This window comes from Neobacillus cucumis (assembly GCF_016908975.1).
GTDB classification, from domain to species: Bacteria; Bacillota; Bacilli; order Bacillales; family Cytobacillaceae; genus Neobacillus; species Neobacillus cucumis.
Genome location: NZ_JAFBEX010000028.1, coordinates 1 through 22,496, shown reverse-complemented (window position 1 = coordinate 22,496; position 22,496 = coordinate 1). Strand labels below are relative to the sequence as shown.

The following is a 22,496-nucleotide window of genomic DNA, read 5'->3' as shown; positions in this document are numbered from 1 at the left end:
TTTCACATGATTAATTTTTCTCTTATAATAATGCACCTAATTTAATATTCCTTCAATCAATTATCAGTGCCAATGGAAAGAGCTGCAGTGATTCTTTGAGAAATTCACTACAGCCCTAAGTTTAACAAATAAGATTAATATTTATAAAATGAAAAATGCCTAACAGAGAACACCTCGTTCTGTTAACAAGTTACCAAACTATTTATTAGTTGGTTTTCTTTCAATTCAATGTGAGCCAGACGAATTACGTCGCAAGCAATCATCACCTCTTCATTCGTTGGAATGATTATTACCTTAACAGGTGAATGCGAATAAGTAACAAATGCTTCTTCTCCTCTTACTTTGTTGAGAGCTGGATCCCAATAAACTCCCATAAATTCAAGACCTTTTAATATTTTCTCCCTAATCACATCGCTATTTTCACCTATGCCAGCTGTAAAAATAATCGCATCTACTCCACACATCCGTGCAGCATAGGAGCCAATGTTCATTAAGAGTATCAATAATTTGTAAAGCAGTTAGTTTATCCAAAAGCAATTTTACTGCAGCTTTATGGTTTGGAATATCCAATATTTCCTTTATTTTTTGGCTGCCAAATGTAATATTAAAAACCGAGTCATTTAAACCAATTCTTTCAATTAACCCTTTGGTTATAACTTCCTCATTTGACATTTCAAATAACTAAAACTTTAAAGAGGAACTGCCAGCTTTTATTACAATTATTTTTTCCATTTATTTACCCCTCCCTTTATAAACACAAGGATGTCTACGTTTAGGCTAAGATTAAATCCTTTTTATACGCTTTTATTGTATATTTATCTTACAAATAAATCATTGGACATTTTAATAATAATTTTTTTATCTTTTTGTGCAAATAACTCTAACCGAGATATCTTTTTTTAAAATGCAACCTTTATAAAAATAATTCGGGGCTTTCCAAAAAGCGACATGTTACACGTGAAACATGTCGAAGACCGTCGGTTGACTTATAACTCCAAAATCGGTTAGCAAAATACATATTCTGATAAATGCAGACACGTTGCCATACTAACTAAACGTTTGATTAAAAGTGCAATAAACCCTTTTAAACCAAGCTTTCACCCTACTTCTAGAAAAATTTATTGTCGAAGAAAAATCGTGTATTAGTACTATAGTCGATACGATTGTGGGACAAAATCTATGATTCAAAAATATTTATGGACAGACAGGAAGGCATACTCTCTACCTATCAATCTATTTAAAAATAAAATCGGAAAAAGGACAGGTTCTTTAAAAAATACTTTTACTTAATGGAAATCGAAATGGAAGAGGACCTATTATTTTTTTCTTTGCAGTAATCTTTGAAGTACTCTAATGAAGAAATCTATGGAGTATTTCCACGTGTCATACTGAATCGCTCCAAACGTAAGGATGATTGAATCAGCTAGGTCATTTTGTACTGATGCAGGATTCATAAAACCTGTCGTAACGAAGGGCATGAAAAAAGAGGCTTCTCAAAAGTTTGTTCAACTTATGAGAGGCCTCTTTTAGTTAGCATTTTATTAGCCAATCGCCTCAAACTCCTTATATTAAGGGGGGTGAGCGTTCATCACATCCTGTCGCCCCTTCATGTTGATGGGTTTACCAGCAGCTCTTTCCCTAGAATGGACTATCTAGCTATAGTTTTTCTGTAACAGCAAATAAATTCTCTTACGGATAAAAACTATTTACTTTGAAGCATCTGTTAATGTTTCGACTTCCTCTCATTCCTGTAATTCAGAATAGTTTTTGCACCGACAAAACCAATCAAAAAGTTGGATAAAAGGCAGCATGTAAAACAGTTACTAATTTTGATTATCCATTAGTTTTTTAACTTCTTCCATGCAAGGCATGCTTAATATTGCACCTTTCCTTGTTGTGACAATTGCTCCAACCGCATTTCCAAATATAATAATTTCTTGCATATCATCGATGTTTAAATCAGCAATGGGTTTATTTTTTTCTAAATATTTATATAAAACACCACTAAAGAAGCCATCTCCCGCACCTGTTGTATCAACCGGATTCACTTTAAAGGATTTAAATTTCCCTATGTTCTCACCTTTTCGATAAAAACAGCCTTCTGCTCCTAAAGTGACAAATATAAGTTCTGTGTTATACTGTTCAACCAGTTGTCTTGTTCCTTTTTCCAAATCTGCCTTTCCAGTAATGAATTCCAACTCTTCCTCCGAAAGCTTTACGATGTTTGCATATTTCAATCCTTCTTTAATCATTTTCTTTGCATGCTCTAAATTTTCCCAAAGCAAAGCCCTTAAATTAGGATCATAGGAAACAACTTTCCCTTGTTCTTTTGCTAATTGGACTGTCTTTAGAGTGGTAGTGGCAGCTGGTTCATTAGTGAGGGAAAGAGAACCAAAATGAAAAATTTTGGTTTGAGCTACGATATTTTCATTAATGTCATCCTCTGTTAACTTGGTATCCGCACCGGGATTTCGATAAAAGCTGAATGAACGGTCACCATATTCATCTAAATGAACAAATGCCAGCGTAGTATTTGCTTCTCGGGTAAAGGATAATCCTTCACAGCATATGTTTGTATCTAATAAAACTTGCTTTAAATAATGTCCAAATTGATCATCTCCTACCTTACCAATGAAACAAGTCTTCTTGCCTAATTTGGTTAAGCCCGCTAATACATTGGCCGGGGCACCACCAGGATTTCTTTCAAAGACAACTTTGCCAGGCTGAGAAGAGTTATAAGGAGTTAAATCAATTAATAACTCTCCAAGAGCTGTTACATCATACATTTGAACCTCTCCTAAATTCGTGAATTTTTTAAGCCAGAAGACTACTCTTCTGGCTTTTTATTTAAAAGGATCTAATTTAAGTTCTGCTTCGTAATCTATCAAGAAGGACGGCAATAACAATAACGATCCCTTTTACAACTTGTTGCCAGTAATAATCCACGTTAAGTAAGGTCATTCCATTCGTTAACACAGCCACAATCAAAACCCCAATGATCGTTCCTTGTATACGGCCACGTCCCCCTACAAAACTAGTACCACCTAGTACGACAGCTGCTATCGCATCTAGCTCAAATCCTATTCCTACCATGGGCTGCCCTGAGAACAAACGTCCTGCCATCACAACGCCACTAACACCGGCTAATAAGCCACTGATGGAATATACATTAATCAGGGTGCGATTAACTTTAATTCCTGTAAGATGCGCAGCTTCTTCATTACCGCCAATAGCATAAACATGTCTCCCGAACATCGTATACTTTAAAACAGTTATCATGATGATATAAACAATTGCCATCACATAAATAGGAGTAGAAATCCCCAGAATTTCACCTGCTCCAATGAACTTGAACTGCTTTGATGCCAAAACTACAGGATATCCGCCGGTTATAACATAAGCCAACCCCCTCAGGTAGGTCATACTTCCAAGCGTCACGATAAAGGAAGGCAACTTAGGTACAGCTGTTAAAAATCCATTAATAGCCCCGGCAACATATCCTACTGCAACTCCTACTAACATAGCGATAACAGGAGGAGTTCCGGCATTTGATAGTAATACAGATATAACACCGCTCAATGCAAGAGTTGAGCCTACCGATAAATCAATTCCTCCTGTTAATATAACTACAGTCATCCCAGCTGCCAGAATAGCCGTGATTGAACTCTGTTTTAGTATGTTTAAGATATTACTTGAGTCCGTGAAATTCGGTGCAACAATCATCATAACGATGATTAATAAGGCAAGAATTATTACCATGCCCAGCTGATTAAAAATCTGTTTTGACCGTTCCTTGAATGAAACTACGGATGGACTTGACGTTTGTAAGTTTATATTCATTGTTTAACCTCTCCTGTAGCATAGTACATAATTTTTTCTTGTGTAGCTTCATCACGAGATAGTTCAGCTCTGAGTTTCCCCTCATGAATCACTAAAATCCGATCACTAACTCCTAATACTTCTGGTAATTCAGAAGAAATCATCAATACAGCAAGCCCTTGTTCTGCTAATTTAGTTATGATTTTATGAATCTCAGTCTTGGCACCTATGTCTACACCACGTGTCGGTTCGTCTAGTAGCAGTATTTTAGGACTTATAGATAACCATTTAGCAATAACAACCTTTTGTTGATTTCCCCCGCTAAGACCCATAACATTTTGTTCCTTTGATGCCGTTCTTACTCCAAGTTCTTTAATGTATCGATCCGCATCACGATTCATTTGCTTATACTGCAGTAGTTTAAATTTACGATAGGTTGGCAATTGTGCCATCAGTATATTTTCTTTTACAGATAAATTTGGTAATAACCCCTGTTCCTTCCTACTCTCAGGAACATGAGCAATGCCAAGTTTTATTGCGTCAGTAGGACTTTTTATATGTACCTCCTGGCCATCCAAAATTATTTGACCCTCTGACAGTTCGGAAAGTCCAAAGATTGTTCTTACCAGTTCAGTCCGTCCTGCACCGACAAGGCCTGCTAAGCCCACAATTTCTCCAGGGTAGATTTTCATCGATATCCCCTTTACAAACTTCTTGTCAGAGACATTTTTTAACTCAAGGACAGGTTTTTGTTCAGACCTATCAATACTTTCGATTCTTTCTCTTACAAATAGCTCATTTAACTCTCTTCCTACCATAAGTTTTACTAGATTCTCGGGATTTGTAACCGAAATTGGTCCACTTGTAACCCATTGACCGTCTCTAAGAACTGTAAAGCGATTTGAAATTTTAAAAATCTCATCCATTCGATGAGAGATATAAACAATAGCTACGCCTTTTCTTCTTAATTCTTCAATGATGCCAAAAAGCTTTTCTATTTCTTTATCTGTCAGAGATGCCGTTGGTTCATCCATAATTAAAATCTCAGAATTAAGTGATAAAGCTCGAGCAATTTCTACCATTTGTTGTTGGGCCACACTTAAGGTGGAAACATCCGCTCGAGGATCCAAGGAAGATCCTATGGATTTTAAAACTTGGGCAGCATTTTCATAAATATCATTCCAATTTATTAGGCCCAGCCTATTTTTCTTAAATGTTGTCCCCATCATAATATTCTCACCAATGGACAAATTCGGTGAAAGGCTTATTTCTTGGTGAATAACACTGATCCCTTTATTTCTTGCCTCCATTGGATTATTCCAATGGACTTCTTGACTTTTATATTCAATCGTTCCTCCATCAGGCTGATACACTCCAGCCATGATCTTCATTAAAGTAGATTTTCCTGCACCATTCTCCCCCATCAAAGCATGAACTTCCCCTTTATAGAGTTCGATATTAACGTTTTGCAACACCTTGACACCGGAAAATTTCTTCGTAACTGCCTTCATCCTAAGGATGGGTAACTGACTCTCTGGTAAACGACGATTTATTTGTTCTTGAACCTGAAATACTGCCATTAGTGCCACTCCCTAAGTCTCTTTTTAAGCCCTATTTTACTAGGAAAGAAATATAGTGCTCCTGATAGAGCACCATATTTTACCTCCACAAGAGAGAAATTCAATTACCAGCCACTATAAGAAGAAACATTATCTTTAGTGATAAATTTAGTTGAAATAAGAACTTTTGAGTCAACTTTCTTTCCATTGATGATTTTTAATGCTGAGGCAACACCCTCAAGAACCATTTGATTCGGGAATTGTGCTGAAGTACCAGCAATGCTTCCGCCTTTTTTCATAGCATCAATTGCAGAAGGCGCACCATCGACACTTACTTCAAAGAATTCATTTTGTCTATTAGCTTGTTCTTGAGCAATTTGTACTCCAACAGCCTCTTCATCATTTATGGTAAATACTGCATCGATTTTCTTGTTTGCTGTTAGTATACCTTCCATTACGGAAAGGCCCTTTTCACGATTACCCTCACCATTTTGTTTAGCAACAACCTTGATATCTGGATATTTTTTAATTACTTCGTTAAAACCTTTAATTCGGTCTGTCACTGCTGAAACAGGAGGTCCATCAATAATAACAATATTACCTTTTCCATTAAGTTTTTTTACAAGGTACTCCCCAGCTAATTTACCTGCTTGAACGTTATCAGACATAACCACTGTGTCAATGCCACCTTGTGCAAATCCATCAAGAGCAACAACCGGAATACCCGCTGCTTTTGCCTCACTAACTGCACCGGCAATACCAGCAGAATCAAATGGGCATAATAATATTAAATCAACTTTTTGTGTGATAAAGTCTTCAATTTGTGAAGTTTGTTTAGCAAGATCTTGATCCGCACTTACAGTCGTTACATCAGCATTATACTTAGAAGCAACTTCTTTAGCCCCTTTAGACATCGCTACAAAGTATGGATTACTTAAATTTGGTACTGTTAAACCAATCTTTAGCTTTTTTTCAGTATTAGACTTGTTATCTGTTTTACTTGTATTAGAAGCGCTTTCATTATTGCTGCATGCACCTAAAAAGCATAAAGTTAAAATTAATAATACTATGTTAAAAATTTTAAAGTTTTTCATGGTTTGTAATTCCTCCAATATAGTTTTGTAAAGTAATAGATACTTCTAGCAAAACACAATCCTTGTAAAAAAATCTGTAATACCGTAGTATAAAAAATGAGTGCTAAAATTAGTATTAATTTTAGATATACTCAGGCAGGGTTATGATTTTGGGCTTTTTTCCATTTGGTCGTGGTTGCCCTGAATCGTAACCTTTTTTTGTGATTCTTTCATTTTTCTCCCCCGCAGAACAAGTTAATTAAAACGATTAAAATCTCTTCTATTATTTTTTCAACTCTATAAGCATCACCTCCTAAAAATGATGTGGATGTCTTTTAAAACGCTTTCATCCAAACTCCCTCATAATAAACCCTAAATTCCAGATATATCCTTTAATTGGTTGGCACATAATATTGAATTGGTAACCACCTGTAAGCTCGTAAAGTTTCTTAGTTCTTGAGCAAGATAATAAGTTGTCGTACCCGAACCTAGCAAGATACTTTTACCGTTCTTAATAAGCTTAGCCGCTTCCTTTGCAATAGCCCTTTTCTTTTTTTGAACTTAGCTGTTGTACATCTACTCTAGCATTCTTGTTTAGTAACTCTAGTATGGCCGACTTTCTTTCTATACCGTACATTGAATCGTTTTCTTCCAATTCATTTGAAATATGACGTTTGACCGTTTTAGATTACTTTTGAGTGAATTTGGTGTTTTATGCTCATTTTTGATTATATGTGTTAATTTACCATTTTACAATATAGATTTTAGAATAATTGTGAAAATTTTAAAATTAAGGGAGGAATACTCTGACTAAGTAAAACTGAGAAGTAAACACAATTTCGGGCTTCGAGTGGTATTAATTTAAAAGAAATGAAAGTAGTTTTGAAAAAGGAAAATTGAAGTATAACTTGGGAATCTCTGCCCGATGTATTAACAGAGGCACACATCGCACAATTCCTTTCCATCTCGAGAAAAACGGTATCAGGATAAATGACTTAAAAGAAAAGGGATATGCCGACAACACTCTGGATGGCGTACATCGCACTGGCAGAATGATTTTTAAGAAAGCCATTGAAATGAGGCTGATTAAAAATGACCCAATGGAGTTTGCTTACCTGAAGAAAGACAGAAAAACTGTTGAGGAATTAGAGGAACAGGAGATCCCTAAGTATATGGAAAAGGAGGACCTAGCTTTACTATTGCAAACAGCGCTCAAAAGATTTAGAGTATCTAATCTTTCTCACCCTTTCCTATACAGGGATGCGTGCTGGTGAACTGGTGGCTCTGAAGTGGAAGGACATCGACTTTGATGAGCAAACCATCAGCATCACAAAAACGTATTACAATCCTACGAATAACACGCTGGAGTATCAATTAGTGCCGCCTAAGACGAGGAAATCCAAACGAGCCATTGTAGTAGATAAAGAGGTCATTGCGGCTTTCAAAAAGCATATGCTAGCGCAGAAGAAAATGCAGGAGTACTATGGTGAAGCATACCTTGATGAAGGATTCATTTTCGCCAAGAAGGAGAAACAAGCTGGCTATCCTATTTTCATCAAGACCGTCGAAAACAGAATAGCGCGACTGCTGAAGCTGTCCGGCTTAAACCCAGAGCTTACGCCTCACTCCTTGCGCCACACATACATCGTTGTTAGCAGAAGCAAAGGTAAGCTTAGAAGAGATTATGGAGCGGCTTGGTCACTGTGACGACGACACAACTAAGAACGTCTATCTACACGTTACGAAAGAAATGAAAAAAGAGGCTTCCCACAAGTTTGTACAACTCATGAGAAACCTCTAATTTTAGGAGAGAAATGTTAGCAAGATGTTAGCATTCCGCTCCCCTCTTACATAAAACCCTCATATATCAAGGGGTTTGGGCGATGATTACATCATGCCGCCCATTCCACCCATGCCGCCCATGTCAGGCATTGCAGGACCAGCTGGTTCTGGCTTATCAGCCACAACTGCTTCAGTTGTTAAGAACATAGCTGCAACAGATGCTGCGTTTTGAAGAGCTGAACGAGTAACCTTAGTTGGGTCAACGATACCAGCTTGGATCATGTTTACCCATTCGCCATTAGCAGCGTTGAACCCTGTGCCAACTTCTTCACGCTTTAAGCGGTCAACGATAACAGATCCTTCAAGACCTGCGTTCTCAGCAATTGTGCGGACTGGTGCTTCCATTGCACGTAGAACAATGTTAATACCAGTTGCAATATCGCCTTCTGCTTGTAGCTGAGCTACTTTGTTGTATACGTTTAGAAGGGCCACACCACCACCGGATACGATACCTTCTTCAACAGCCGCACGAGTTGAGTTCAATGCGTCTTCGATACGAAGCTTACGCTCTTTTAATTCCGTTTCAGTCGCAGCACCAACTTTGATTACTGCTACACCGCCAGCTAATTTAGCTAGGCGCTCTTGTAATTTTTCACGGTCAAATTCAGAAGTAGTTTCTTCTAATTGAGAACGGATTTGGTTTACACGAGCTTGGATATCTTCAGTTGCGCCAGCACCTTCTACGATTGTTGTATTTTCCTTTGTTACAACAACCTTAGCAGCACGGCCTAGAGAATTGATAGTTGCAGATTTAAGGTCACGGCCAAGCTCTTCAGTGATCACTTCACCGCCAGTTAATGCAGCGATATCTTCAAGCATTGCTTTACGACGGTCACCAAAGCCAGGAGCTTTAACAGCTACAGCATTGAATGTTCCGCGAAGTTTGTTCACTACTAATGTAGATAATGCTTCACCTTCGATATCTTCAGCAACTAGTAATAATGGCTTGCCTTGTTGTACTACTTGCTCTAATACTGGAAGAATTTCTTGAATGCTAGAAATCTTCTTATCAGTGATTAAGATATATGGATTGTCTAAAACAGCTTCCATTTTGTCAGTGTTAGTTACCATGTAGGCAGAAACATAACCACGGTCAAATTGCATACCTTCAACAACATCTAACTCAGTTGTGAAGCCTTTAGACTCTTCGATTGTGATAACGCCGTCGTTACCAACGCGCTCCATTGCTTCAGCAATCAATTGACCTACTTCTTCATCAGCAGAAGAGATAGCCGCAACCTGTGCGATAGAAGCTTTGTTTTCGATTGGTTTAGAGATCGCTTTTAATTCTTCAACAGCAGAAGCAACAGCTTTCTCGATACCTTTGCGGATACCCATTGGGTTTGCACCAGCTGTAACGTTCTTTAAACCTTCGCGGATCATCGCTTGTGCAAGAACAGTTGCAGTTGTTGTACCGTCACCGGCAACATCGTTTGTTTTGCTTGCTACTTCAGCAACCAATTTAGCACCCATGTTTTCGAATGCATCTTCTAATTCAATTTCTTTTGCGATGGTTACACCGTCATTTGTGATCAGTGGAGAACCAAATTTTTTCTCAAGAACCACATTGCGTCCTTTAGGTCCAAGAGTCACTTTTACTGCATTTGCTAGAGCATCAACACCACGAAGCATTGCGCGGCGTGCATCTTCACTAAACATAATTTCTTTAGCCATTGTAAAAAAACCTCCTCGTATTTTTTACTCTGAATCTATTTTTTAAAACCTTAGCGCCAATACGCTTTTATTTACTCGCCAACAATAGCAAGAATGTCGTTTTCACGTAGAATTAAGTATTCAACACCCTGGTATTTCACTTCAGTACCAGCGTATTTTGAGAAGATAATACGATCGCCTTCAGCCACATCAAGTGCTACACGCTCACCGTTTTCAAGAACACGGCCAGTACCAACGGCAACAACTTTTCCTTCCTGAGGCTTTTCTTTCGCTGAATCTGGTAATACGATACCGCTTGCAGTTTTTTCTTCTGACTCGACAAGCTCAATAATAATACGATCACCTAATGGTCTTAACAATTCAAACAACCTCCTCAAATAGATATGTAGTTTTGTCATTATTAGCACTCTTCTCTAATGAGTGCTAACACAATTATTATAATAATGAATCTGAATTTTTTTTGCAAGTATGACGCATAAATTTTTACAAAGAAATTTTCTACTGACAACCTTATAAAGTATGTGAATTTGCAGACATTCTATACCTCTTTTTTTAAAGATTTTTCGCTTTGCTTTTTTCTTCTGGTAAAAGGGCTGTCCAAGCAAATTTCTTGAAAAGTACGTCTAAATTGAAACAATTACAGCTTTAAGAGTAAAATAAATATTAGTGCTTTAAGACCCGTTTAAAATCTTAGATTCTTGTTCCATCCTATAACTGTATTTAAAGGAGATTGTCATTTGAAAAAGGAATATTGGTGGGTCATTATTATTTATATTGCTATGCAGCTTTCAAGTCTTGTGGGACTTCCCATCTTACTTTATGGCTTTAAGCATTTCGATATTAGTCAGAAACTGGCTGTTCCTATTTATCTGATCGGTAGTTTCTCGATTGCTTTAATCATCATCCTTATTATTTTACGGAAAGAAATGAATACGAGGCGCCTAGACGAGAGAGGAAGTCCTTTTGGTTATTCGGCTATTTGGGCTGTTCTAGGGATATTTTTAGCTCTATTTGCGCAGTATGCAGCAGCCATGATTGAGAGCCTTTTAGGGGTGAAAATGGGGTCAGAGAACACTCAAGATATCCTAAAAATCATTGAAATCATGCCGCTCGCGATTATTGTTACGAGCATTATTGGTCCCATTCTTGAAGAAATCGTCTTTCGTAAAATTATCTTTGGTGCACTCTACAAACGATTTAACTTTTTTATCTCAGCATTAATTAGTTCGGTCGTCTTTGCATTAGCCCATATGGAGCCCGTACATATTTTGCTTTATTCAGCAATGGGCTTTACGTTTGCCTTTTTATATGTCAAAACCAATCGGATCATTGTTCCTATTTTTGCTCATGTATCGATGAATACAATGGTTGTGTTGGTTCAATACGTTTATAAAGATGATATAGACCGGCTAAGACGCGAGGCAGAAGCGGTTCAAAACTTTATCGGAGGCTTTCTATGAGACGTTCACCCTTGTTTTCCGGCTTTATCTACCTTCTGCTAGGCGGGCTGTTCACCTACTTTGCCATCGACCATGTCCAAACACATGGCTGGAGCATCTTCAGCTACCTGCTTGTTCTCCTAGCTACATTCGACTTTGGCTCCGGCCTCAAAATGATCCTATTTCATCTAAAGTATAAGAATAAAGTAAAAAGGTAAGAAAAGGTGACAGGCACCGTGTGAAACACGGTACCTGTCACCTTTTCTCTTATTTTGAGGGTGCTTCTTTGTGTATTCTAAGCCGGTCTTTGCCGAGGATGAAGATGAAGAGGAATGAGATGCCAGCTGGGACTAGTGCCCAGGTGAAGGTGTGAACGATGGAGCTTGATAGGGCATCTGTGATTTTGTCTAAGATTTGCGGCGGAATCTGGTGTCTTGCTCCTTCCGATAATAATGACCGTGAATCGCCAAACGGTTGCCCCTGCATCGCTCCCAATCCGGAAAAGGCATCACTCAGCCCCTCTTTCAGATCACTTCTTTGGATGGTACCAAAAATCGTGATCCCGATGGTCATTCCAAGCGACCGAATAAAGTTACTTGTCGAAGTAGCTGATCCCCGCTGCTCCATTCCAAACGGGTGGATGGCCGCCATACTTAAAACAGAGAAGGAGAAACCTACTCCTAAGCCAATCACAATCATATACACGGTCAACAAGGCCCTACTGGTATCAGGAGAAATACTGCTTAACAGCAAAAAGCCAATCATTAAGATGACACCAGACAAAAACATGATGTTTCGATAACTCGTTTTCGTCGTCAAGAATCCCCCTGCTTGAGCCGTTACCACTGAACCCAGCATCATTGGCAATAATATCAGCCCTGAATTGGTAGCTGTTCCACCATAGACCCCTTGCACAAAAATAGGAATATACACCGTAGCCGCCATAAAGGCTGCGCCGTAAAACAAGCTGACTAACGTACTCCCAGCAAACAAACGGTTCTTAAACATCGCAAAAGAAATGATCGGATCCTTCGCTTTCGTCTCAACATAGAGGAAGATGACAAATAATACAGCAAATCCGCCAAATAAGCTTAAGATGATACTAGAATTCCAATCATACTTCTGCCCGCCCAGTTCTAGGGCAAACATCAAACAAACAACGGCTCCAATTAACGTTACGGCTCCCCACCAATCGATAATCTGCTTTTGGTGAACCGGTGATTCTTTGTACGCCATTAATACAAACACTAAAGATAGAATTCCTAGCGGCAAATTAATATAAAAAATCCAGTGCCAGTTGATATGGTCGGTAATATAGGCTCCTAAAAGTGGACCAAAGATACTCGACAATCCAAAGACAGCACCGAACAAACCGCCCATTTTCCCACGCCTTTCAAGTGGAAATAAATCGAACATGATGGTAAAGGCAATCGGCACTAAAGCTCCGCCGCCAATGCCTTGAATCGCCCGGTAGATACTTAATTGGGTAATTGTTTCGGCAGTCCCGCATAGGGCTGAACCCACCATAAATAAAATCAGCCCAAAGACGAAGAACCGTTTCCGCCCATACATATCGGATAGCTTTCCGAAAATCGGCATCCCCGCCATCTCCGCTACCATATACGCCGAAACTACCCAGACAAAGCTCTCCAGACCGCCAAGATCGCCAACGATGGTTCCCATGGCGGTTACCACAATCGTATTATCCATTGAAGCCATTAGAATCCCCAATAATAAACCCGCAACAACCAATCCTAACTTACTTTCCCTTGCTTCCATCCCCATTCCCCCGTTACACTTTTGTTTTCGTTTTGATGGTAGAAGATGAGTCATCTTTTAACTCTGTTGTATACTCTATTAAGCCAATCTGACAGCCAGGGCCTATTTTCACAGTATTTCCACGAACAACTTCCGCGGTTGTATTCTCTAAATAAATATCATCCCCTTCAATCACTTTGGCTGTCAGCGTCCCTTCCTCTTTTCCAAACGGAAGAATCGAATTTTTCTTTCTTTTGACGATAATTTGTCCGCCACCAATTTCTTCAGCTGAGCTTTGCCCAAATCGGAGCGCAATTTTTACTTTGTCTGCCGTTAGCAGCCCTTTAATATCAAAACCACCGCTCGAATCAAAGGTTTCATATTCCACATCACCTTTAACCGATATACTTCCTTTAATCGTCGCTGCATCGCCACTAAGCTTTCCGCCCACTTCGAGCAGCCCTAATATCTTTATCTTTTTCAAACTAGCATTTCTGCCTACCATCATGGTTCCCATGACAAGTGTTTCGGCTGCCGCTAGATCTCCTTTTACATCCGCTTCACCCATGATTTTGACCGAGCCTGTTTTGACATTCTCGCGAGCCTCGCTGGTGCCATAAACATGGAAGACAGAACTTTCCACGTCATTTACAATCGTTCCTTCACCACGGATGCTGACTTTATCATATATGCCGCCTGGGTAACTTCCTGAACCATTAATAATTAAATTTTGACCTTTGCCCATTGCTCGCTCCCCTCCCCTATATCTTCTGAATATCGCCTACTATAGAGTTTTTATCTTGCGAAAACTCATCCGTATATTCGACTACACCAATATGACAATTGGGGCCAATCTTAACCTTGTGACCTCGAACAATCTTTGCCACCGTATTTTCTAATACAATTTGATTACCCTCGATTACATCTGTTACTAATTGCGTTTTATAAAATGGTTTCAATAGAGTCCCGATAAATGAACCTTTATGAGGCTTAACTGTAATGGTCTCTCCACCAATTTCTTTTGCTTTACAATCACCATAAATCTCCACATCGATTTGTTCGGCATTCAAGAGTCCACCAATGGTAAATCGGTATTTCCCTTTGAAATTCTCTGCTTCACAGTCCTCACCTACTGTGAAAATACCGTGAAGGTTCACCTCATCAGCTTTCACTCTTCCCTCAACATGGGCTTTGCCGGAGATCTTTAGTGATTTCACGGATAGATTTTGTTTAATCTTAATCGTCCCATCGACTTTTAACTTCTCGCCCTCTATATTTCCATGAAAGCGGAAAATTCCGCTAACCTTTGTACTTGTGGCAGCCACGTTTCCCTTCAAGGTCCCTGTGCCATTGCACTCTAATTCATCGCATTCGATGTCACTATTTATCGAACCATTCCCATTTAACGTTACTAAGTGAAATTGACCGCCATTTGATGAACCTAAACCATTAATAATCAGGTCTCCCCTTCGCGTCGTTTCCATTGTCATTCTCCTCTATAATAATTTCGCCTTTATTTCTTCCATACAGGCTAATAGTGATAAATCTGTAACTACCTTTGTGCCCTTATCAAAGAGAAATGTTTCTGGATTCATAAGGAGCAGACAGGAGGACACGCCAAGCTTTCTTGTTATCACCAATTCACATTTATTCTGTTTAATTAGCTGCGCATGATCATGTAAAACCTGAAGTAGCATTTTTCCTTCATCTAAATTTATTTCACCTGAATGCAAAAGTTTCTCTAATACATAAACCTCTAACATTCTTGAAAAAGTAAACTCATTGCTGCCTTTATCGATTTCCATATATATCTTCATCACCGAATCCGAAACAATGTTACGTTTTATTAATTCATCCTTTTCTAGCTTTAAATCACTAATATTTGGAGAAAACATATCGGCTAGTTCATCTAGAGACAAATTTTCCTTCATCATCTGAATTTTATGAATCCGTTCTAAGATTTTCTCTTTTGGAAAAAAGGTTTCCTGACCCGTAAAGGTGGATTTACGGATAAACCAGTCTTCAGGAATGAGATCCTTCCGCTTCCACCGATACAGCTGTCCGTACGAAATTCCCGCAAGGTCCAGCAGCTCTTTTTTGGAAATTAACTCGTCACTCATGTTAAATAACCCCTTTCTGCTATCAATGTAACATAACACTGTTACGTTGTAAAGTCAAAAAAAAAGCGTTTCACTTATTACTGGAAAGTGAAACACCTTTCATCCTTTATTCGTCTATTTCCACTGTTGGATAATGTTTTAAGAAATAAACCAAAGATTGCAGTTCTACTGCTAAATCAATATGATGTACTCGAATGGAAGGGGGAACATTTAATCGGGCCGGTGTAAAATTTAATATTCCTTTTACTTCTGCATTAGCAAGCCTGTCAGTTATAACCTGTGCGACAGGTGCTGGGACCGTAAGAATAACAACCGATATATTCTGGTCTAAAAGTACTTTTTCTAAATCATCCATGTGGTAAACCGGCACTTCACGGATTTTCGTACCCATTTTAGCCAGATCAACATCAAAGGCAACCTCTATTTTGGTATTGTTATTTTTTAAAAAATTGTAATTTAAAAAGGCAGTACCGAGATTACCAACACCAATTAAGGCAACCTTCGTCAATTCATCTTGGTCGAGTGCCTTTTGGAAAAAGGTTAACAGGTAATTCACATTATAACCGTAGCCTTTCTTTCCTAATGCACCAAAATAGGAAAAATCTCTGCGAATTGTAGCACTGTCTACCTTTACCGCTTCGCTTAGTTCCGCAGATGAAACCCTTTGTTTACCGGATGTATGCAGATTTTTTAAAAATCGATAATAGAGGGGCAGCCGTTTGGCTGTCGCCTGTGGTATCTTCATCGTTTCATTACCCATCATCTCCACACTCCATTCATATTTAATAAGTTTATTTTACTAGTTCTGTCCTTATAAAATCACCATTTTTGCCGCCTGTTTTTTCTACTAAATAGGTCGGTCCAATGATCATCCCTTTATCTACAGCTTTGCACATATCATAAACGGTTAATGCACAAGCAGAAGAGGCTGTTAGCGCTTCCATTTCAACACCTGTACTCCCTTTTGTTTTAACGGCTGCGGCAATATGCAGTTGGTAGGTCTTATTGTGTCCCTGTTCCCATGAGAAAGTGATATTGACCCCTGTTAATGGAAGCGGATGACACATTGGAATGATATCCCATGTTTTTTTGGCAGCCATAACAGCAGCAACCTGAGCAACAGCCAGCACATCGCCTTTTTTCATTTCATGGTTGGTTATTTTTAAATATATTTCTTCACTGACCGTAATACTAGAATGAGCAAGAGCTGTACGCACTGTTTCAGGTTTGTCACTGACATCCACCATTTTAGCTCTGCCTTCTTCATTAAAGTGTGTAAATTCTGCCATAAAAAAAATCCTCCTACAAAAAAATAATACACTATTTTTAACACTATGTGTGTGAAACTTTGAGCTTTCTACTATTTTTCTTGAAAAAAGTCCCATCAAACCTCCGTTTATTGCCGACAATCAGCATATACGGTACACTAATTATATACTATGGGCATACTTGCCCGTAATAATTAGTGAAAGATTTCACTATAAGAAAAACGCAAGGCGCCTAGATTTCGGCGACAAGCACAAGACGAGCCGGCCGAAAGCTTGTGGCTTTTAACCTTTTGCACGTATTGATCTAAAATAGAGGCGACTGTTCTGGGACTTTAGGCTAAGATGACCACTGTAAGAAGGAGCTTTTTACCTTCTTCAGGGGGCAGATTATGACTCGAGTCCTAAGGAGCCGTAACTGGATAAGCTTTTGGCCTGAAGCTAGACAATTCTCGAAGCCAAAATTAGGCCCTGTTATAACTTAATGTTGATTTCACTATGTTTGAAAATAAACGGGAAAATTCCGTTTAAATTGGGAAATACCAATATTTCCTTAAAAATAAAGGGAGTTTTTCCGTTTATATGATCCAAACCTTTGGATTTCGTCTTATTTAGAACAGTTAAACGGAATATCTCCGCCTATATTAGCTTCTTAAACTGTCTCTATATACATTAGCCGGAAATTCTCCGCCTATGAATTCTCATACCCACACGAAAATCAACAATGAATAATAACAGAGCCTATATTTAAAAAAAGAATGAATTACTATTAAAGGATTAACGTTTGGTTGTTAATAGAGGTGAAAATAAATGATTTTACTGCAAGTAAATCAACTGCAAAAATATTATGGTGCTGACCTTATTTTATCGAATATAAAGCTAGAATTACAAACCCGTGACCGAGTGGCCCTCGTCGGTCGTAATGGTGCCGGGAAATCAACGTTATTAAAGATTATAGCCGGCCACTTATCCCATGATGGCGGCGAAATTATTAAACCGAAAGATGTAACTATTGGCTATTTAGCGCAAAATACGGGTCTTGAATCCAACCTGTCGATTTGGGATGAAATGTTAACTGTCTTTAAACCACTTCAAGCCATGGAAAAATCGCTGCGACAACTCGAAGTGCAGATGTCCGACCCCACTATACTGGATGACACCGGTAAATACGAGCGCATTTTAAAAGAGTATGATCAGCTTCAGGTAAAATTTAAGGAGCAAGGCGGTTATCAATATGAAGCCGATATCCGGTCTGTCCTTTATGGATTAAACTTTCACAATCAAGCCCTAATGATCGCAAGCTTGAGTGGGGGACAAAAAACCCGGCTGGCCCTTGGGAAACTATTATTAACGAAACCTGACATTTTAATATTGGATGAGCCGACCAACCATCTCGACATTGATACCCTTTCCTGGCTGGAACAATATTTACAAGGCTATTCTGGAGCAATTTTGATTGTTTCCCATGACCGTTATTTCTTAGATAAAGTTGTCACACAAGTCTATGAGGTATCAAGGAGACAAATCCAGCGCTTTACGGGCAACTATAGTGCCTATCTTGAACTAAAAGCGGCCAATTATGAGCGCGACATGAAGCTCTATGAAAAGCAACAGCAGGAGGTTGCCGATTTACAAGATTTCATTCAGCGAAATCTTGCCAGGGCTTCTACAACAAAACGGGCCCAAAGCCGCCGCAAAAAACTTGAAAAGATGGAGTTAATGGACCGCCCACTTGGGGACGAGAAATCAGCCACATTCTCCTTTGAAATTGAAAGACAAAGCGGGAATGATGTATTGTCAGTCGAGTCATTAACGGTAGGCTATGAAGGTAAAAAGATCTCCGAGGACATCTCGTTTCGGGCCTATAAAGGGGAAAGCATTGCACTAGTCGGACCAAATGGAATTGGGAAATCGACACTCCTCAAAACGATCATCAAAAAACTGCCTGCACTGGGTGGAGACATCCGCTATGGAACCAATCTTCAAATTGGTTATTATGACCAAGAACAGGCAGAGTTAACCTCCAATAAGCGCGTGTTAAATGAACTCTGGGATGAATACCCTTTAAAACCTGAAAAAGAAATACGTACAGTTTTAGGGAACTTTCTATTTTCAGGTGACGATGTGTTGAAAATCGTCTCTACTCTAAGTGGTGGTGAAAAGGCACGATTAGCCCTTGCCAAGCTCATGTTAGAAAAAGCCAATTTGCTGATATTGGACGAGCCAACCAACCACCTTGATCTCGACAGCAAAGAAGTACTGGAGAATGCTTTAATTGACTATCCTGGAACCATTCTATTTGTGTCACATGATCGATATTTTATTAACCGCATCGCGACCAAGGTGTTGGAACTGAGCCCTAAAGGCAGCTTAGAATACTTGGGTGATTATGATTATTACGTAGAAAAGAAACTCGAACAGGAAGAACTCGCAGCTCTAGCTCAAGCGGCTTCTGTTAAGAAAACGGCTGAACAGGAGCTAGAGAAAAATAGTTATCAACAGGATAAAGAAAGCAAAAAATTAGAACGGCAGCGAAAAAGAAGACTAGAAGAGGTGGAGCTCCGTATTGAGGAACTCGAGGAGCAAATCCAAGAATTTGAACAGCAGTTATGTGATCCAAATGTTTTTCAGGATCATGAAAAGGTATTAGAGATTAATGTAAAAAGTGAAAAGGCCAAATCAGAACTTGAACAATTAATGGAAGAGTGGTCTGCACTTGCAGAATAATGACGAAACCGGGCGAAAATGCCCGGTTTTTATTTTGACAGAATTTCAGTTGTCCACAAGGTTACGCACATTTTAGATGGTATTTCCTTAAATGTTTATTGTAGTTTTCCACATTATCCACAATAAAACCTTCATTTATCCACATTATCAACAGAATGTGGATAACTATCCACAAATTGTGAATACTTTATTTACTTTTCTGAATTTTTTATCCACAGGCACGAAAAGTGCAAGGCGCTTAGATATCGGTGACAAGCACAAGACGAGCCGATGGCGCCTGGAGCTAGACAATTTTCGAGGAAAAAAAATAGCCCTTCTTAAACAGAAGGACTACTCGTTATATAATTCAATATCAAGACCAGGGTTGGCATTCAGATTCAATCCAGCTCTGATTCCTTTTTCGTACATCACGCTACCGGCAGCGGCAATCATTGCCGCATTGTCTGTACATAATGATAATGGGGGAATCACTAATTCCACTTCTGGATGTTTTGCGAACGTCTCCTCTAAAGCACTTCTTAGTCCTTTATTGGCTGCCACGCCGCCAGCTACTAATAGCTGTTTAACGTCATATTCGCCTACGGCCCTCTCCGTCTTTTTCACAAGGACTTCAATCACACTCTCCTGAAAGCTTGCAGCCAGATCCTCAGGTGTAATGACCTCACCGCGCTGCTCAGCGTTGTGAACGGTGTTAATAACGGCTGACTTTAAGCCGCTAAAACTAAAGTCATACGACCCTTCCTCTAGCCACGCCCTTGGTAAATCAATGGTTGGGCTCCCTTCATGTGCTAGACGGTCAATATGCGGACCTCCTGGGTATGGCATGTTCAACGTTCTTGCAACCTTATCGTAGGCTTCTCCTGCGGCATCATCCCGTGTTTCGCCAATCACTTCAAAATGACCATGCTCTTTCATATAAACAAGCTCTGTGTGACCACCTGAGACGACGAGGGCAAGAAGTGGAAATTTCAATTCTGTCACAAGTCTATTTGCATAAATATGTCCTGCAATATGGTGCACAGGGACAAGCGGCTTATTATGGGCAAAAGCTAGTGCTTTCGCTGCATTTACACCAATCAACAAAGCACCCACTAACCCTGGACCCTCTGTAACGGCGATAGCATCTATTTCCGCAAAGGTAAGATGAGCCTGACGCAATGCCTCTTCAACTACGATGGTAATTTGTTCAACATGATGACGGGAGGCAATTTCCGGCACAACCCCGCCAAACCGTTTATGACTCTCAATCTGAGAAGCCACCACATTTGCCGCAATTTCACGGCCATTTTTAATAATCGCAACAGCCGTTTCATCACAGCTTGTTTCCATTCCTAGTATATATATATCTTTTTTCATAAGTTCACCCACATAATTAGTGCATCTTCCTGATTATCGGAATAATAATTTTTACGGATTCCACCGTTTTGAAAACCAAACTTCCTATATAGAGACTGGGCAACATGATTAGTGACACGAACCTCGAGTGTCATACTCCTTGCCCCCATTTCACGTGCTACCGATATGAGCTTACTTAACAATGCATCGCCTAGTCTTTTCCCTCTATATTCCGGAAGGATGGCGATGTTGGTTACATGGGCTTCATCAATCACAATCCATGTACCGCAATAGCCAATAATCTTATTATCTTCCTCCAACACGATATAGACGGCAAATTTATTATTGTGTATTTCATTATAAAAAGCCTCTCGACTCCATGGCGTGGTAAAGGAGGCATGTTCAACTTCTAATACTTGGTCAATATCCTCTTCCCTCATATAACGAAAAACAAAAGAATCTACCATATGTCTTTATTCCTATCCATTTTATATTTTCCCATTTGCCTCCAGCCATTTCGCTTCAGCCTCAGCTAAGCGAATATAATTGGGTACAAAGGAATGTACGTCTTCCCCTGGTTTTTCCTGACCTAAAGCAGCCAGCTCTGCTGGTCGAGGATTATGCTCTGTTACACTGGCAAATATGGCTTTTGCTCCTAAAAATTCTTCTATTTTAACCTGATGAATCGGTAAATCATTTCCAACAAAAAGAATAGATTTGTCGATTTTTTGCAGTTCCACGACCCAATCAGCTAACATAATTAACTGATCTTGTTTGATGGCTTTTACCTCACCGTTCTGAAACTGATATAAAGCGGTATATACTTGTCCTCTTCTAGCATCAAATAGTGGTGATACATAACCATTGAAGTATCGTCCTGTTCCTGCCGCTAAAATTTCAAGACTAGACACGCCGACAAGAGGAATGTTTAAAGTCCAGGCTAATGTTTTGGCAATCGTTACCCCAATTCTCACCCCTGTGTAGGATCCTGGCCCTTTTGCCACGACAATTTTCGTTAAATCAGCAGGAGCCCTTCCACAATCCCTCATTAAAGTCTCGATTGCGGGCATAATTCGAACAGAGTGATTCTTCTTTAAGTTCGTAATATATTCACCGAGTACTTGATTTTCCTCTAACAGCGCTACTCCTAAAACATAGTTAGAAGTATCGATCGCTAAAATGGTCATTTAAAAAATCTCCTTACATAATTGCTCATATCTTTGTCCTTTAGGTACTAAGACCATTTTTCGCTGATCCTGTCCTTGATGATATAAATAGATGGTTAACAGTTCCTCTGGCAGCTGTTCCTTAATTAAATGAGCCCACTCGACTACTGTAACTCCTTCTCCCTCAAAGTATTCGTCAAAACCTAGGTCTTCATATGCATCAAGGACTCTGTATACATCCATGTGATACAATGGGAGCTTTCCTTTATATTCTTTTATTATTGTAAAAGTAGGGCTACTAACTGTTTTTTTTACACCTAATCCCTTGGCAAGACCTTTTGTAAAAGTTGTCTTTCCAGCACCCAGGTCTCCCTCAAGTGCGATCACGTCCCCTGGCTGTAGATGTTCTGCGAGTTTTTCAGCAAACTGAGAAGTTTCCCCATTATTTGATGTAGTTAATTCATATTCTTTCATCCAATCACCTAACTTTACCATAACGATTCTTTACTTTCATTTTACCCTTATTTAAGTATAAAAAAAACCTTAGGATGCTCCTAAGGATGGATACTTATGTAATTTTTACACAAAAAAAGACGAAACACCGTTTCGACTAGTTTTAAGAATATGGCGGTCTGGACGGGACTCGAACCCGCGACCTCCTGCGTGACAGGCAGGCATTCTAACCAACTGAACTACCAGACCAAATTGCGGGGACAGGA

Annotated in this window: 23 protein-coding genes, 1 tRNA gene and 1 pseudogene; 5 read left to right on the top strand and 20 right to left on the bottom strand. The window is 39.3% G+C overall.

The window, feature by feature from the left end; translation table 11 throughout:
- Positions 1–182: 182 nt before the first annotated feature.
- From JOC76_RS30965 to JOC76_RS30955, 7 genes and pseudogenes are all read right to left on the bottom strand, one after another.
- Positions 183–485 (bottom strand): annotated as a pseudogene (locus tag JOC76_RS30965) (hypothetical protein); the annotation flags it as partial.
- Complete coding sequence (locus JOC76_RS30960) at positions 421–672, bottom strand: hypothetical protein (protein WP_372442008.1); 252 nt, start codon at positions 670–672, stop codon at positions 421–423. The gene JOC76_RS30960 and the pseudogene JOC76_RS30965, both read right to left, overlap by 65 nt.
- Positions 673–1,823: 1,151 nt before the next feature.
- Complete coding sequence (locus JOC76_RS25370) at positions 1,824–2,786, bottom strand: carbohydrate kinase family protein (protein ID WP_205181595.1); 963 nt, start codon at positions 2,784–2,786, stop codon at positions 1,824–1,826.
- Positions 2,787–2,862: 76 nt separating this feature from the next.
- A complete protein-coding gene (locus JOC76_RS25365) occupies positions 2,863–3,840 on the bottom strand; it encodes an ABC transporter permease (protein WP_205181594.1) in 978 nt (325 codons plus the stop codon).
- Complete coding sequence (locus JOC76_RS25360) at positions 3,837–5,399, bottom strand: sugar ABC transporter ATP-binding protein (protein ID WP_205181593.1); 1,563 nt, start codon at positions 5,397–5,399, stop codon at positions 3,837–3,839. The genes JOC76_RS25365 and JOC76_RS25360 overlap by 4 nt, the downstream gene beginning before the upstream one ends.
- Before the next feature lie 104 nt (positions 5,400–5,503).
- On the bottom strand, positions 5,504–6,472 hold the full coding sequence (locus JOC76_RS25355; RefSeq protein ID WP_205181592.1) for an ABC transporter substrate-binding protein: 969 nt from the start codon (positions 6,470–6,472) through the stop codon (positions 5,504–5,506).
- Between the two features lie 351 nt (positions 6,473–6,823).
- Positions 6,824–6,946: a hypothetical protein gene (locus tag JOC76_RS30955; protein ID WP_372442007.1), complete on the bottom strand. Its 123-nt coding sequence runs from the start codon at positions 6,944–6,946 to the stop codon at positions 6,824–6,826.
- Between the two features lie 401 nt (positions 6,947–7,347).
- Between JOC76_RS30955 and JOC76_RS25345 the strand changes: the two genes are divergently transcribed.
- Positions 7,348–7,725: a site-specific integrase gene (locus JOC76_RS25345; protein WP_205181591.1), complete on the top strand. Its 378-nt coding sequence runs from the start codon at positions 7,348–7,350 to the stop codon at positions 7,723–7,725.
- Complete coding sequence (locus JOC76_RS25340; protein WP_205181590.1) at positions 7,712–8,158, top strand: site-specific integrase; 447 nt, start codon at positions 7,712–7,714, stop codon at positions 8,156–8,158. Before JOC76_RS25345 ends, JOC76_RS25340 begins: the two co-directional genes overlap by 14 nt.
- Before the next feature lie 180 nt (positions 8,159–8,338).
- Here JOC76_RS25340 and groL read toward each other — a convergent pair whose 3' ends face one another.
- Both groL and groES read right to left on the bottom strand, forming a co-directional pair.
- Complete coding sequence (gene groL, locus JOC76_RS25335; RefSeq protein ID WP_205181589.1) at positions 8,339–9,967, bottom strand: chaperonin GroEL; 1,629 nt, start codon at positions 9,965–9,967, stop codon at positions 8,339–8,341.
- 71 nt (positions 9,968–10,038) lie between these two features.
- Positions 10,039–10,326, bottom strand: coding sequence for a co-chaperone GroES (groES, locus tag JOC76_RS25330; protein ID WP_205181617.1), 288 nt, complete (start codon positions 10,324–10,326; stop codon positions 10,039–10,041).
- A 378-nt stretch (positions 10,327–10,704) separates the two neighbouring features.
- Here groES and JOC76_RS25325 point away from each other — a divergent pair, with 378 nt between their 5' ends.
- Together JOC76_RS25325 and JOC76_RS25320 are read left to right on the top strand one after the other, a co-directional pair.
- A complete protein-coding gene (locus tag JOC76_RS25325) occupies positions 10,705–11,427 on the top strand; it encodes a CPBP family intramembrane glutamic endopeptidase (RefSeq protein WP_205181588.1) in 723 nt (240 codons plus the stop codon).
- Entirely contained in the window at positions 11,424–11,624 is a 201-nt protein-coding gene (locus JOC76_RS25320) for a YdiK family protein (RefSeq protein WP_205181587.1), read from the top strand. The genes JOC76_RS25325 and JOC76_RS25320 overlap by 4 nt, the downstream gene beginning before the upstream one ends.
- Positions 11,625–11,673: 49 nt before the next feature.
- Here JOC76_RS25320 and JOC76_RS25315 read toward each other — a convergent pair whose 3' ends face one another.
- The 6 genes from JOC76_RS25315 to moaC form a co-directional block, all read right to left on the bottom strand.
- Positions 11,674–13,185, bottom strand: coding sequence for an MDR family MFS transporter (locus JOC76_RS25315; protein WP_205181586.1), 1,512 nt, complete (start codon positions 13,183–13,185; stop codon positions 11,674–11,676).
- Between the two features lie 13 nt (positions 13,186–13,198).
- Positions 13,199–13,909, bottom strand: coding sequence for a cytoplasmic protein (locus tag JOC76_RS25310; RefSeq protein ID WP_205181585.1), 711 nt, complete (start codon positions 13,907–13,909; stop codon positions 13,199–13,201).
- Between the two features lie 16 nt (positions 13,910–13,925).
- Positions 13,926–14,648, bottom strand: coding sequence for a polymer-forming cytoskeletal protein (locus JOC76_RS25305; protein WP_205181584.1), 723 nt, complete (start codon positions 14,646–14,648; stop codon positions 13,926–13,928).
- Positions 14,649–14,660: 12 nt separating this feature from the next.
- Complete coding sequence (locus JOC76_RS25300) at positions 14,661–15,284, bottom strand: YhbD family protein (RefSeq protein WP_205181583.1); 624 nt, start codon at positions 15,282–15,284, stop codon at positions 14,661–14,663.
- A gap of 106 nt (positions 15,285–15,390) precedes the next feature.
- On the bottom strand, positions 15,391–16,044 hold the full coding sequence (locus tag JOC76_RS25295; RefSeq protein ID WP_205181616.1) for a redox-sensing transcriptional repressor Rex: 654 nt from the start codon (positions 16,042–16,044) through the stop codon (positions 15,391–15,393).
- A 31-nt stretch (positions 16,045–16,075) separates the two neighbouring features.
- Positions 16,076–16,573, bottom strand: coding sequence for a cyclic pyranopterin monophosphate synthase MoaC (gene moaC / locus JOC76_RS25290; protein WP_205181582.1), 498 nt, complete (start codon positions 16,571–16,573; stop codon positions 16,076–16,078).
- A 786-nt stretch (positions 16,574–17,359) separates the two neighbouring features.
- Here moaC and JOC76_RS25285 point away from each other — a divergent pair.
- Positions 17,360–19,276, top strand: coding sequence for an ABC-F family ATP-binding cassette domain-containing protein (locus tag JOC76_RS25285; RefSeq protein WP_205181581.1), 1,917 nt, complete (start codon positions 17,360–17,362; stop codon positions 19,274–19,276).
- Positions 19,277–19,606: 330 nt separating this feature from the next.
- Here the strand turns inward: JOC76_RS25285 and tsaD are convergent, their stop codons facing one another.
- The 5 genes from tsaD to JOC76_RS25260 all read right to left on the bottom strand — a co-directional run bounded on the left by tsaD (position 19,607) and on the right by JOC76_RS25260 (position 22,479).
- Complete coding sequence (gene tsaD, locus JOC76_RS25280) at positions 19,607–20,632, bottom strand: tRNA (adenosine(37)-N6)-threonylcarbamoyltransferase complex transferase subunit TsaD (protein WP_205181580.1); 1,026 nt, start codon at positions 20,630–20,632, stop codon at positions 19,607–19,609.
- Entirely contained in the window at positions 20,629–21,078 is a 450-nt protein-coding gene (gene rimI / locus JOC76_RS25275; RefSeq protein ID WP_205181579.1) for a ribosomal protein S18-alanine N-acetyltransferase, read from the bottom strand. Before rimI ends, tsaD begins: the two co-directional genes overlap by 4 nt.
- A gap of 21 nt (positions 21,079–21,099) precedes the next feature.
- Entirely contained in the window at positions 21,100–21,798 is a 699-nt protein-coding gene (gene tsaB, locus JOC76_RS25270) for a tRNA (adenosine(37)-N6)-threonylcarbamoyltransferase complex dimerization subunit type 1 TsaB (RefSeq protein WP_205181578.1), read from the bottom strand.
- Positions 21,799–22,251: a tRNA (adenosine(37)-N6)-threonylcarbamoyltransferase complex ATPase subunit type 1 TsaE gene (gene tsaE / locus JOC76_RS25265; protein WP_205181615.1), complete on the bottom strand. Its 453-nt coding sequence runs from the start codon at positions 22,249–22,251 to the stop codon at positions 21,799–21,801. It abuts the gene before it with no gap.
- Positions 22,252–22,402: 151 nt separating this feature from the next.
- Positions 22,403–22,479 (bottom strand) — tRNA-Asp (locus tag JOC76_RS25260).
- Between the last annotated feature and the right edge of the window lie 17 nt (positions 22,480–22,496).

Bases quoted from the DNA above. Each gene is read 5' to 3' on its own strand.
- JOC76_RS30960 (WP_372442008.1), bottom strand. From the start codon at position 672: ATGTCAAATGAGGAAGTTATAACCAAAGGGTTAATTGAAAGAATTGGT.
- JOC76_RS25370 (WP_205181595.1), bottom strand. From the start codon at position 2,786: ATGTATGATGTAACAGCTCTTGGAGAGTTATTAATTGATTTAACTCCT.
- JOC76_RS25365 (WP_205181594.1), bottom strand. From the start codon at position 3,840: ATGAATATAAACTTACAAACGTCAAGTCCATCCGTAGTTTCATTCAAG.
- JOC76_RS25360 (WP_205181593.1), bottom strand. From the start codon at position 5,399: ATGGCAGTATTTCAGGTTCAAGAACAAATAAATCGTCGTTTACCAGAG.
- JOC76_RS25355 (WP_205181592.1), bottom strand. From the start codon at position 6,472: ATGAAAAACTTTAAAATTTTTAACATAGTATTATTAATTTTAACTTTA.
- JOC76_RS25340 (WP_205181590.1), top strand. From the start codon at position 7,712: ATGCGTGCTGGTGAACTGGTGGCTCTGAAGTGGAAGGACATCGACTTT.
- groL (WP_205181589.1), bottom strand. From the start codon at position 9,967: ATGGCTAAAGAAATTATGTTTAGTGAAGATGCACGCCGCGCAATGCTT.
- JOC76_RS25320 (WP_205181587.1), top strand. From the start codon at position 11,424: ATGAGACGTTCACCCTTGTTTTCCGGCTTTATCTACCTTCTGCTAGGC.
- JOC76_RS25315 (WP_205181586.1), bottom strand. From the start codon at position 13,185: ATGGAAGCAAGGGAAAGTAAGTTAGGATTGGTTGTTGCGGGTTTATTA.
- JOC76_RS25310 (WP_205181585.1), bottom strand. From the start codon at position 13,909: ATGGGCAAAGGTCAAAATTTAATTATTAATGGTTCAGGAAGTTACCCA.
- JOC76_RS25305 (WP_205181584.1), bottom strand. From the start codon at position 14,648: ATGGAAACGACGCGAAGGGGAGACCTGATTATTAATGGTTTAGGTTCA.
- JOC76_RS25300 (WP_205181583.1), bottom strand. From the start codon at position 15,284: ATGAGTGACGAGTTAATTTCCAAAAAAGAGCTGCTGGACCTTGCGGGA.
- JOC76_RS25295 (WP_205181616.1), bottom strand. From the start codon at position 16,044: ATGGGTAATGAAACGATGAAGATACCACAGGCGACAGCCAAACGGCTG.
- moaC (WP_205181582.1), bottom strand. From the start codon at position 16,573: ATGGCAGAATTTACACACTTTAATGAAGAAGGCAGAGCTAAAATGGTG.
- JOC76_RS25285 (WP_205181581.1), top strand. From the start codon at position 17,360: ATGATTTTACTGCAAGTAAATCAACTGCAAAAATATTATGGTGCTGAC.
- tsaD (WP_205181580.1), bottom strand. From the start codon at position 20,632: ATGAAAAAAGATATATATATACTAGGAATGGAAACAAGCTGTGATGAA.
- rimI (WP_205181579.1), bottom strand. From the start codon at position 21,078: ATGGTAGATTCTTTTGTTTTTCGTTATATGAGGGAAGAGGATATTGAC.
- tsaB (WP_205181578.1), bottom strand. From the start codon at position 21,798: ATGACCATTTTAGCGATCGATACTTCTAACTATGTTTTAGGAGTAGCG.
- tsaE (WP_205181615.1), bottom strand. From the start codon at position 22,251: ATGAAAGAATATGAATTAACTACATCAAATAATGGGGAAACTTCTCAG.